10 protein-coding genes and 1 tRNA gene are annotated in these 11263 nt (G+C 71.2%); 7 read left to right on the plus strand and 4 right to left on the minus strand.

The window, feature by feature from the left end:
• Positions 1 to 4: 4 nt before the first annotated feature.
• On the minus strand, positions 5 to 2440 hold the full coding sequence (locus SSP08S_RS04325) for an SCO7613 C-terminal domain-containing membrane protein (protein WP_019066344.1): 2436 nt from the start codon (positions 2438 to 2440) through the stop codon (positions 5 to 7).
• A 65-nt stretch (positions 2441 to 2505) separates the two neighbouring features.
• On the opposite strand from SSP08S_RS04325, the gene SSP08S_RS04330 reads away from it, so the two are divergent.
• The 3 genes from SSP08S_RS04330 to SSP08S_RS61585 all read left to right on the plus strand — a co-directional run bounded on the left by SSP08S_RS04330 (position 2506) and on the right by SSP08S_RS61585 (position 3314).
• The gene (locus SSP08S_RS04330; RefSeq protein ID WP_019066345.1) at positions 2506 to 2952 is read left to right on the plus strand and encodes an SRPBCC family protein; all 447 of its coding nucleotides are present in this window, start codon (positions 2506 to 2508) and stop codon (positions 2950 to 2952) included.
• A 39-nt stretch (positions 2953 to 2991) separates the two neighbouring features.
• A tRNA-Val gene (locus SSP08S_RS04335) sits at positions 2992 to 3063 on the plus strand.
• A gap of 92 nt (positions 3064 to 3155) precedes the next feature.
• Positions 3156 to 3314, plus strand: a complete 159-nt coding sequence (locus SSP08S_RS61585) for a hypothetical protein (RefSeq protein ID WP_019066346.1) — start codon at positions 3156 to 3158, stop codon at positions 3312 to 3314.
• 25 nt (positions 3315 to 3339) lie between these two features.
• Here the strand turns inward: SSP08S_RS61585 and SSP08S_RS04345 are convergent, their stop codons facing one another.
• Complete coding sequence (locus SSP08S_RS04345) at positions 3340 to 4065, minus strand: 3'-5' exonuclease (protein ID WP_019066347.1); 726 nt, start codon at positions 4063 to 4065, stop codon at positions 3340 to 3342.
• Positions 4066 to 4234: 169 nt separating this feature from the next.
• Here SSP08S_RS04345 and SSP08S_RS04350 point away from each other — a divergent pair, with 169 nt between their 5' ends.
• The 3 genes from SSP08S_RS04350 (at position 4235) to thrS (ending at position 8119) form a co-directional block, all read left to right on the plus strand.
• The gene (locus tag SSP08S_RS04350; RefSeq protein ID WP_019066348.1) at positions 4235 to 4801 is read left to right on the plus strand and encodes a DUF4365 domain-containing protein; all 567 of its coding nucleotides are present in this window, start codon (positions 4235 to 4237) and stop codon (positions 4799 to 4801) included.
• The gene (locus tag SSP08S_RS04355) at positions 4798 to 6027 is read left to right on the plus strand and encodes a hypothetical protein (protein ID WP_019066349.1); all 1230 of its coding nucleotides are present in this window, start codon (positions 4798 to 4800) and stop codon (positions 6025 to 6027) included. Before SSP08S_RS04350 ends, SSP08S_RS04355 begins: the two co-directional genes overlap by 4 nt.
• A 115-nt stretch (positions 6028 to 6142) precedes the next feature.
• Positions 6143 to 8119 carry a threonine--tRNA ligase gene (gene thrS / locus SSP08S_RS04360; RefSeq protein ID WP_019066350.1) on the plus strand — a complete coding sequence of 659 codons (1977 nt, stop codon included), beginning with the start codon at positions 6143 to 6145 and terminating at the stop codon, positions 8117 to 8119.
• A gap of 37 nt (positions 8120 to 8156) precedes the next feature.
• Here thrS and SSP08S_RS04365 read toward each other — a convergent pair whose 3' ends face one another.
• Entirely contained in the window at positions 8157 to 8813 is a 657-nt protein-coding gene (locus SSP08S_RS04365; protein WP_019066351.1) for a potassium channel family protein, read from the minus strand.
• A gap of 67 nt (positions 8814 to 8880) precedes the next feature.
• On the opposite strand from SSP08S_RS04365, the gene SSP08S_RS04370 reads away from it, so the two are divergent.
• On the plus strand, positions 8881 to 9441 hold the full coding sequence (locus tag SSP08S_RS04370) for an HIT family protein (RefSeq protein ID WP_019066352.1): 561 nt from the start codon (positions 8881 to 8883) through the stop codon (positions 9439 to 9441).
• 19 nt (positions 9442 to 9460) lie between these two features.
• Here SSP08S_RS04370 and SSP08S_RS04375 read toward each other — a convergent pair whose 3' ends face one another.
• Complete coding sequence (locus SSP08S_RS04375) at positions 9461 to 11128, minus strand: AbeC-like domain-containing protein (protein ID WP_019066353.1); 1668 nt, start codon at positions 11126 to 11128, stop codon at positions 9461 to 9463.
• Positions 11129 to 11263 lie beyond the last annotated feature (135 nt).

The raw sequence follows: 11263 nt of genomic DNA on the forward strand, positions 1-11263 counted from the left end.
AGGGCTAGTTCATCCTCCCCAGCACCTCCCGCACCCGTCGGGCGTCCCGGATCCGCTGCTCGTAGGTCGCGCCGAGTGCGAGCAGCAGGAGTCCGGCGAGGGCGGGAGGTGCCCAGCGGGGGAGGGCGCCGACGACCTGGGCGAGGTACGGGGCGAGTTCGTGCAGCGCGTCCAGTGCGAGGGTGGTGCCGCCGAGGACGAGGGGTGCCTGCAGGCGGTGCCGGGCGCCGAGCAGGGTGACCGCCAGGGCCGCCAGGCCCAGGAGCAGGGGGCGCGTCCAGTGCGGGTCCGTCCAGGCCGCCAGGAGGCTCGGCGCGAGCGTGACGGTGAGCCCGGGGCCGTAGGCCGTCCAGGACGTGGCGCTCGGGTCGCGGCGCCTGCGCAGCGCGCCGACGAACAGCGCGGGGACGGTCACCGGCAATGTGTACGCCTCGGGGTCGGTGACGTTCCACGCGCCCAGCCGCACCCAACTGGCGAGGACGAAGAGAGCGGCGGCCGCATAGCCGAGACTCCTGCGCTCGGGCCGTATCGCCGTACCCGCCACGATCACCCCGCACAGGGCCAATACCAGTGCCAGCACGGGCAGTTCGGCCGTCGCGAGGTCGATCGCGATCAGAGCCGACGCAGCCCCGGTGATCTCGATGGCCTTCGTGGTGGCCGGGTCGGTGACGCGTGCCGCGAGCAGTGCGGCGGTCGCCGGTACGAGCAGCACCAGCAGCGCGACGTGCTGTGGCTGCCAGTCGAGGGAGGCGCCCACCGCGCAGGCCAGGGCCGTCGCATAGCCGAGGGAGGCGGCGGCGGACGCCGGCGCGAGGCGCCCGCGCCAGGCGGCTGCCGCGAACACGGCGGTCAGTGACGCGAGGACGGAGAGGGTGGCCGGCTCTGCGGGCAGGGCGAGGCAGGCGAGGCTGAGAGAGGTGATCAGGGCGAGCGTGGTGGCCGCGCGGTGCCTGAGTACGAGCAGGGCCAGGACCGTGCCTCCGTGCACCAACAGGCCGACGTTGTACGGCAGTTGCAGCGCGGTCGGGAGGGTGAGCGCCGCTGCCCAGGTCAGGGTGAGGGCGGCGGTCAGGGCCTGGGGGCGCCACGCGGCGGCGCGGACCGTGAGGGCCAGCACTGCGGCAACCGCGAGCAGGATCAGGGGAGTTGTGGTCGCGTGCGCCGGCCAGAAGGTGTCCGTCGCCGCCGCTTCACGAGCGTCGCCGGGCGCGCCGGACCACGCGCGGGACAGCCACGCGGCCGGGCCGAGCAGGGTGACGCCGACGGCGGGCAACGTCCACAGCACCGCGCTCGCCTGCGTGATGCCGGAGGCCCAGCCGAGGCCGTGGCGCACGGGCTGGGGGAGTCCGCTCCGTACCAGTGCCAACAGGGCGATTCCGCACGCCAGATACCCGGGAACCGTCCAGTCGGCGGGCGTCGCCGCGCGCAGCATTCCGCCGAGCGCGGCGACCACGAACAGGCCACCCGCCGCGGCCGTACTCGTCCTCAGACCACGGCCCGGAGCGAGCCACGCGGCGCCGAACGCGCCCGCCGCCGCGAGAGCGAAGAGCGCCGCCGCACGGGCGGCGGCGCCCGGACCGGTCGCATCCAGGGAGATGAGGCCGGTCGCCAGCACGCCCCAGCCACCCATGCCGAACGCGCCGCCAGCGGCGACGAGACGAACGGCCTTCGGAGTGGCCCGGAGCGCGACAACCATGTCGATCGCGGCGGTCAGCAGCACCGCCGCCGTGATCGTACGAAGGCCCCCGCCGGCCGCGATCGCCCAGAGGATCAAGGGGAGTTGGGCGACCGCGAGCGCGGCGGGGAGGGGGAGGAGAAGGGTCGGTGAGGCGGGTGCGGTGGGCGGGGCGGTGCGGGTGACGGCCGGGCGGGGGAGCGCCGCCGTCCCGAGGCCGTACGCCGTCCACACCACCGCGAGCACCGCCGACGCGGCAGCCGCGAACGAGACGCCGTCCCCGCCCGGGAACGCGACCTCGTGCAGCGCGTAGGTGTCCAGCACCGTCAGGACGAGACCGATGCCCGCGATCGACTCGGCCGTGGAACGCAGGCCCCGCCGCAGCAGCGCCACCGGCGCGCCGAGCGCCGCCAGGGTCACCGCGCCGAGCACCAGCGCCCGGCCCGTGATCCCCATGCTCCCCCAGCTGACCAGCGTGAACGCCGTCGCGGCGAGGGCGAGCAGGATGCCGCCGAGCACGAGCAGCAGGTTCTGCACACCGGGTGCGGTGGCCTCGCGGCGGGGCTGCGCGGCCGGCGGCGGCGGCGGTACGGGCGCGGACCAGGCGGGCTGAAGCATGGTCAGCAGCCAGGCCCTGCGGTGCAGCAACTGCGCACGGCGGGCGTCCAGTTGGTGCAGCTCGGCATCGAGGATCTGCAACTCCACGGCCGGGGGCGGAATGGGCGTCATGACTCGGAGTGTGGCGCTCGTCACGTCGTACGACATGAGTACGCGTACTCAAACACCGCCGGTTGCCGGGAGACGGGCCGTCGAATGGGCAGACTCCCGCCATGGACTGGACCCATTACCGCTTCCGCGCCCGGTGGGAGCTGCCCGCGCCGCCCGCCGTCGTCTACCCGGTCCTGGAGCGGGCCGAGGAGTATCCGCGCTGGTGGCCGCAGGTGCGTGAGGTGAACCAGCTCGACGACACCACCGGCGTCATCCGCATCCGCGCGAGCCTGCCGTACGCGCTGACCTTCACCGCGCGCGAAGTGCGGCGCGATCCGGCCGCCGGGGTGCTGGAGATCGCGATGACCGGCGATCTGGAGGGCTGGGCGCGCTGGACGCTCACGGCCGACGGCTCCGGCACGCTCGCCCGCTACGACCAGGAGGTCGACCTGAACCGGCCGCTGCTCAGGTGGTTCGCCGTACCCGGGCGGCCGGTGTTCCGCCTCAACCACGCCCTGATGATGCGGGCCGGACGGCGCGGGCTGCTCGCACACCTGGAAGCGGTTTGAAGGAAACCGGCGCGGGCCTGTATTGTTCAGTCCGTTCCCGGGCGATTAGCTCAGTGGGAGAGCGCTTCGTTCACACCGAAGAGGTCACTGGTTCGAACCCAGTATCGCCCACCGGGGAAAGCCGGTCCGCATCAGCGGGCCGGTTTTTTCATGTCCCGGGCACGCCCCTGTGTCCGTTCCTGCGGCGGCGCCACCTACGGTCGTTGGCCGCGATCGTCTTCGTCCTCGTGGTCACCGGCGGTGTCCTGAACGGCCATCGCATCGCGGCCGGACTTCCCGTCCTGCTGGCCGCTGTCGTCGTCTCCGCGGCCAACGCGGCCTCCAGCTCGGGGAGTTCTGGCTCCGGCGGCGGCTCCTGGTGAGGTGTGGGGGCGTGCCCCCACACCGTCAGGCCGCTTCGGCCAGGCCCGGTCGGAGCGGCCAGTCCGTGCTCACCACCTCCGGTGTGCCGCTGCGCGTGAACCACGCCTGGAGTCCGCGGGCCTGCGCCGCGTGCCACGTCGACTGCAGGGTGTGCAGTTCGGCGGGGGTCAGGCGCTCCAGCCGGGTCGCGAAGCGGCGGCCCAGGGCCCGTACGACTTCCAGGGAGGCCAGCGCGTCCGCGCCCGCGTCGTGCGCGCCGTCCAGCGTGACGCCGTAGTGCGCGCACAGGTCGGTGAGGGTGCGGCGGCCCTTGCGGTAGCGGTCCAGGTGTTTGTCCAGGACCCGGGGATCCAGCACCCGCAGCGCCGCCGACTCGAACCAGCGGTCCAGCGAGGACGCGCGGTGGCGGCGCAGTTCGCGGTCCAGCAGGGTCAGGTCGAAGGGCGCGTTCATCACCACCAACGGGCGTCCCATAGCGGCCTGTTCGGCCAGCTCGTCGGCTATCTCGTGCATCACCGGCGCGGGCCAGCGGCCGTTGCGCTGAAGATGCTCGTCCGTCAGTCCATGGATCGCCGTCGCCCCGGCGGGCACCGGCACCCCCGGGTTCACCAGCCACCGGGAGACCCGGGGACGGGTGCCGGGGGCGTCCTGGACGACGACGGCGGCCGACACTATGCGGTCGGTCTCCACATCCACGCCCGTGGTCTCCGTGTCGAACGCGGCCAACGGGCCCTCGTACCAGCACGTCATACGTACACAACTCCTCGTTCACCCACGGCAGCTGACGTACCGTCTTCTGCCTGTTTGGTGATACCCGTGCTGTTTGCGCCGTACGCCGGAAGGACACAACAGGAGTACGGGTCTTTGCAGTTCAGCGGCCCGGTACGGGGAAACACTTGGCGTGGAAGGCGAATTGGTCATGGTGATAGCGCAGCCCGAGCGGGGCGGGCTGCTGCCCGAACGGACGGCACCCCATCGCGGATCGCTCGCCACCACCGCCTGCATGGAAACGTTGCAGGTGGGCTATCTGCACGCCGTCGCAGCGGCGGCCGGCTGCTCGCTGTCCCAGCCCTTTCCGGACAACGGCATCGACTGGCACGTCAGTCACGGCTCGCCCGGGCACACGGTGGACGACGAGGTCACCATCAAGGTGCAGCTCAAGTGCACGTACCAGGTCCCGCCGAACCCGCCCGGCCGCTCCTTCTCCTTCACGCTCGACAACGACCACCTGCGCAAGCTCGCCCGCACCCCGGTCTCGGTGCACAAGATCCTGGTCGTGATGCTCGTCCCGCGTTCCCAGGACGACTGGCTGCGCGCCAGCCACGACCGGCTCGACCTGCGGCACTGCTGCTACTGGGTCAACCTCGCCGGTCACGCGATCACCGGCCGGACCCGGACCACCGTGCGGATACCGACCGCACGCATCTTCGACGACCGGGCGCTGTGCGAGATCATGACGCGGGTCGGGACGGGAGGCAGGCCATGAGGGACCGCCCGGTCGAGGAACACCTGAGGCAGGTACGGCCGCACCCCGACGACCACGCCGTCACCGGCTGGGAGCGTCCCCCCGAGCCCGACCGGGTCGACCCCGCCGTCCTCGGCGCCCTGCTGCGCCGGCACGGCTGGCAGCGGCGCGGCGGCGCCCCCGGACGCTACGGCCGCTGGACCCCACCCGGGCCCGGCGGCTCGGGCACCAGCCTGCTGGTCCCCGAGAGCCGGGCCTTCCCCGACAGCGACGACCTCCTCGGCGAGGCGCTCGTCGCCCTCGCCCGCAGCAACACCCCCTCCGCCCGCGAGGTGCTCGTCGGCCTCGCCGTACCGAGCGACGAGATCCGCTGGTGGCGGGACATCCCCACCGGCCCGGCCGGCACCGCGCCCTGGACCATCGAGGAACAACTCCGCGCCGCCGCCCGCCAGATGCTGCTCGCCGCCGCCCTCGCCACCCGCGCGCGGGCCGGCTACTACGGCGCCCGCCACCGCCGCCCCGCCGCCGCGTCCCTGGACCACGTCCTCGTCGGATCCGCCCCCGGCGGCCGGCAGCTCACCGCGTTCGTCCCCGTCGACACCGGCCGCACCCTCGCGGTACGCCTGCACCAGGCCCTGTACGCCACCCGCGAGGCCATCGACTACGAGCGGGCCACCGGCGGCATGGACGCCTTCGACGGAGCCGTCGAGGCGGGCGTCAGCCGCGAGTTGACCGAGGCCGTCGTCGCGCTCGTGCGCGGCACCGAGGGCGCCCGGATCGCCGTCGAGTGGGCGCCCGCCGCAGGTGTCCCCGAGGGCTGTGCCGCCCCCGCCGAGGCCGTCGAGTTCTCGCCCGGCGACCTGCCCGTGCTGCGCGCGGCCGGGGCCCGCTATCTGCGCGAGGAACCCTCCATGCCCGTGCGCATCACCGGCTCGGTGGTGCGGATGCGCCGCTCGGGGCCGCGCGGCGAGGGCACCGTACGGATGCAGGTGATCGCCGGCGCCGAGGTCGGGCACGTCCGCATGACGCTGGACGAGGAGTCGTACCGGATAGCCGGTCACGCCCATCTCGTCGGGCTCCCGGTCCGGGTGCACGGGCGGCTGGAGAGCCGGGGCGGCTTCCGCAGGCTGACCGGCGCTTCCGGGGTCGTACCCGTGCAGGTGGACGAGGCGGAGCGGGACCGGCTGATGAAGTCCCTTCAGGAGAACCTCGACTTCTTCGAGGAGGCGTGCAGCGGGGAGGACTGAGGGAGGGGAGCCCAGGGGCAACCGTTTCGCGGTGGGGCCCTTAGGGTCGGTACGATCCCCTATTGCGCGCGCTCACGGTATGGCGCCGCATCCACCCCGCAGTCAGGAGAGACCGGTGTCAGACGTCCGCGTGATCATCCAACGCGATTCCGAGCGGGAAGAGCGCACGGTGACGACGGGCACGACGGCCGCCGAGCTCTTCGCCGGCGAGCGCTCGATCATCGCCGCGCGCGTGGCCGGAGAGCTCAAGGACCTGGCCTACGTCGTCTCCGAGGGGGACGAGGTCGAGGGTGTCGAGATCTCCTCCGCCGACGGCCTCAACATCCTGCGCCACTCCACCGCGCACGTCATGGCCCAGGCCGTGCAGGAGCTGTTCCCCGAGGCCAAGCTCGGCATCGGCCCGCCGGTCAAGGACGGCTTCTACTACGACTTCGACGTCGAGAGGCCGTTCACGCCCGAGGATCTCAAGGCCATCGAGAAGAAGATGCAGGAGATCCAGAAGCGCGGCCAGCGTTTCTCGCGCCGCGTGGTGACCGACGAGGACGCCCGCGCGGAGCTGGCGAACGAGCCGTACAAGCTCGAACTCATCGGCATCAAGGGTTCCGCGTCCACCGACGACGGCGCGGACGTCGAGGTCGGCGGCGGCGAGCTGACGATCTACGACAACCTCGACGCCAAGACCGGCGACCTGTGCTGGAAGGACCTCTGCCGGGGCCCCCACCTGCCCACCACGCGCAACATCCCGGCGTTCAAGCTGATGCGCAACGCCGCCGCGTACTGGCGTGGCAGCGAGAAGAACCCGATGCTCCAGCGCATCTACGGCACCGCGTGGCCCTCCAAGGAGGAGCTGAAGGCGCACCTCGACTTCCTGATCGAGGCCGAGAAGCGCGACCACCGCAAGCTGGGCAACGAGCTGGACCTCTTCTCCATCCCGGACCAGATCGGCTCCGGCCTCGCCGTCTTCCACCCCAAGGGCGGTGTCGTCCGCCGGGTCATGGAGGACTACTCGCGGCGCCGCCACGAGGAGGAGGGCTACGAGTTCGTCTACACCCCGCACGCGACGAAGGGGAAGCTCTTCGAGACGTCCGGGCACCTGGACTGGTACGCCGACGGCATGTACCCGCCCATGCAGCTCGACGAGGGCGTGGACTACTACCTCAAGCCCATGAACTGCCCGATGCACAACCTGATTTTCGACGCGCGCGGCCGCTCGTACCGTGAACTGCCGCTGCGGCTCTTCGAGTTCGGGACCGTGTACCGGTACGAGAAGTCGGGCGTCGTGCACGGCCTCACCCGCGCGCGGGGCTTCACGCAGGACGATGCGCACATCTACTGCACGCGCGAGCAGATGGCCGACGAGCTCGACAAGACGCTCACGTTCGTCCTGAACCTGCTGCGGGACTACGGTCTGACCGACTTCTACCTGGAGCTGTCCACCAAGGACCCGGAGAAGTTCGTCGGCTCGGACGAGGTCTGGGAAGAGGCCACGGAGACGCTGCGCCAGGTCGCCGAGAAGCAGGGGCTGCCGCTCGTGCCTGACCCGGGTGGCGCCGCCTTCTACGGGCCGAAGATCTCCGTCCAGACGAAGGACGCGATCGGCCGGACCTGGCAGATGTCGACGGTCCAGCTCGACTTCAACCTGCCGGAGCGGTTCGACCTGGAGTACACGGGTCCCGACGGCTCCAAGCAGCGGCCGGTCATGATCCACCGGGCGCTGTTCGGGTCCATCGAGCGGTTCTTCGCGGTGCTGCTCGAGCACTACGCGGGGGCGTTCCCGGCGTGGCTGGCGCCCGTGCAGGCGGTGGGCATCCCGATCGGGGACTCGCACGTCGAGTACCTGGAGAAGTTCGCCGCAGCGGCCAAGAAGAAGGGCCTGCGCGTCGAGGTCGACTCCTCCTCGGACCGGATGCAGAAGAAGATCCGCAACGCGCAGAAGCAGAAGGTGCCGTTCATGGTCATCGTCGGCGACGAGGACATGAACGCCGGCACGGTCTCCTTCCGCTACCGCGACGGCTCGCAGGAGAACGGCATCGCGTTCGACGCGGCCATCGCGAAGATCGAGCAGATCGTGGCCGACCGGGTGCAGGTCTGAGTCCCTCGGTTCGGTTGTGGGAGGCCCTCGGGGGAGTTCAGATCCCCGGGGGCCTCTCGTCGTCCTCCCTCGCGAAGACCTGGAGCAGCCAGGAGGCGAAGGTTCCGGTGACGGCGCCGAGCAGGGCCAGGCCGATGGCCATCATGCCGACCGCGATCAGCCGGCCGAGCGGGGTGATCGGCACGACGTCGCCGTAGCCGACGGTCGCGAAGGTGGCGCAGGTCCACCAGACGGCGTCGCCGAAGGTCTTGATCGTCGCGCCCGGTGCCGTGTGCTCGGTCTGGTACACGGACAGGGCGCCGGCGAATCCCAGCAGGGTGGTGGACAGCCCGGCGTAGACCATCACGCGCGCGTGCAGCGCGAGCCGGGGCTCGCCGTGCCGTCGCTGTACGGCCTCGTACGCCTTGACGACCCGCAGCGGGCGCAGCAGGGGCAGGATCAGGACCAGGGTGTCCAGCCAGTGCGTGCGGACGAAGCGCAGCCGCTGGCCGCTGAGGCGCCAGCGGACCGCGTAGTCGACGGCGAAGAGCGCCCACGCGGCGAACAGCACGGCGAGGCAGAGGTCCTGCCAGTCGCCGGACAGGCCGTGGGCCAGGATGCGGACCGCGTACGCGGCGAGGAAGACCATCGACGCCACGGCGAGCGGAACCTCCGTGCTGCGCTCCCAGCGGGCCTTGCGGGTGTCGTCGTCCATCGGACCAGCTTGGCGGCGGGCCCCCTTCGCGCAACCCCGGCGACACGCCGCGAACGGGCGAAGCCATATGCTGACTTGCATGACGAGTGAGCCGGAGCAGCAGATCGGAGTGGGGACGCCGGACGCGTTCCAGCGCCTGTGGACCCCGCACCGGATGGCCTACATCCAGGGCGAGAACAAGCCGACCGGCCCCGGTGCCGACGACGGTTGCCCCTTCTGCTCGATTCCGGCGAAATCGGACGAGGACGGGTTGATCGTCAGGCGCGGTGAGCTCGTGTACGGGGTGCTCAATCTGTACCCGTACAACGGCGGCCATCTGATGGTCGTGCCCTACCGCCATGTCGCCGACTACACCGACCTGACCGACGCGGAGACCGTGGAGCTTGCGGCGCTCACCAAGCAGGCGATGACGGCCCTGCGTACCGCGTCCGGTGCCCACGGCTTCAACATCGGCATGAACCAGGGCAGCGTGGCGGGCGCGGGCATCGCCGCCCATCTGCACCAGCACATCGTCCCGCGCTGGGGCGGCGACACCAACTTCATGCCGGTGGTCGGCCACACGAAGGTGCTGCCCCAACTCCTCGCGGACACAAGGAAGATGCTGGCGGACGCGTGGCCCACGGCGTGAGCCACGCGACGGGGGCCGGCTACGCGTCGTAGAGGTCGGCCTTCCGCGGGGACGCGTCCTGCACGTTCGTGCTGAGGAACGACGAGCGGTTGCCGAACTTCTCCGTGTCCACGCCGTTCTCGTCGAGGACGCGGATCGCCGCCGCGTGCACCACGCGCAGGACCGGTGTCGCGGCGCGCAGCGCGTCGTCCGCCATGAAGCGGTGGCGCCAGGGCTGGTCGGCCCAGGCGTGCCGCAGGCCGAACGGCTCGGGCAGGGATATGGAACCGCCGAGCCAGTTGAGCAGCGGCGGGTACCAGGTGATCGGGGCGCGGACCGCGAGCCGTACGACCTCGTCGGCGGGGACCAGCGGGAGCTTGACCTTGCGGGTCTCCCACGGCTTGAGGGTCTTCTGGACATCCTTCGTCGGGGCCTCGGGCTTGCCGGTGAACAGTGAGTTCACGGGACCCAGGGCGTGCCCGGTGATCTCGATGCGCAGTGTCTTGTGCAGCACGGTCACTGTGATCATCATCGTGATGATCAACTGCCCTTCCCAGAGCGTCCACTGCACGCCCAGGTAGTGTCGCTCGCCGCTGCCGAACTGCTGCTTGTTGCAGATGTCCTGTATCGCGTGCGACTTGACCTGGTACGCCTCCACGTCCGTGCCGTCGGGCCGGGACACCGCCTTGGCGCCCTCGCCGACCGGCGTGACGATCCAGTGCCGTACCGACGCCTTCGGGAAGCCGCCGGTGTTGATCGTGTTGCGCTCCAGCATGCGCAGGTCGTCGTGGATGTTGCGGATGACGTCCCAGCTGCGGAAGGGGTGGATCTCCCGGTCGGCGTCGCGTGCGATCAGGTCTTCGGCGAGCTGCCAGCTGCCCCAGCGGGTGCCCATGCCGAGGATGCCCTTGGGGCCGGCATAGAAGATCGAGTTGGACTGCTGCTCGGCGCTGAGCTTGGCCAGGGACTGGCGGAGCTGCTCGGCCTGGGTCTCGCCGGGGCTGGTCGGCACCGCCTCGGGGACCTTGGCGCCGACGCTGCTGCCGGACAGCAGGCTGTCCCAGCGCCCGCGCAGATCCTTCGCGGTGTTCTCGCAGACCTGCTTGGCCCACAGCCAGCCGACCACGGGGAGGACGACGCACGCGCGCGCGTACCAGGACCAGAAGCCCTCGAACGGCGCCTTGACCAGGAAGATCACGGCGACGGCGCCCACCGCGACGAGCAGGGTCGTGGCGATCGCGCCGGCCCGCTTGTTCGTCTGGGTGCGCTTGTCGATCAGGCTGCGCAGCTGGAAGACCAGCAGCCAGACGACGAGCCCGGGCAGGAACAGCAGGCCGCACAGCACCATGATCATGGACAGCCGGTTGTCCCGCGCGCGGCGGATGTTGTTGGCCGCCAGGGCGTGCTCCACGACGGCCTGCGGCTCGGTGCCGAACGACTGGATGAGCGGTTTGCGGCCGGGGCCGAGCATGCGGGCCACCACGGCTCCGGCGAACGCCTCACCGAGGTTGGGGCGGAAGATCGTCGCCCACTTGCGGCCCTCGTTGACGGTCGTCTGGTGCCATTCGTTGTCGGCCTTCTTGATGTCCGCGACCGGGTTGTCCCGGTAGGCCGCCGAGGCCAGCGCGAAGGTCGCCGTCTGGCCCTCGTCGCCCGTACGCGGCACCTGTGGTCCGAAGATGTCCGCATAACCGCTGTCAACGGTCATTCCCGCCCCCGATCGCCGCTGCTCCCGCTTCTGCGGCTTTCCCGACTTCCGTGCTCCGCACACCTGTTGATCAGGTCATCAGCGTATCGGCCATCACTGACATCCGTAGGCGGACGACCGAAGCCGCCCGCCTGC

Origin of the sequence: Streptomyces hokutonensis (assembly GCF_000376565.1) — a bacterium.
GTDB lineage: Bacteria > Actinomycetota > Actinomycetes > Streptomycetales > Streptomycetaceae > Streptomyces > Streptomyces hokutonensis.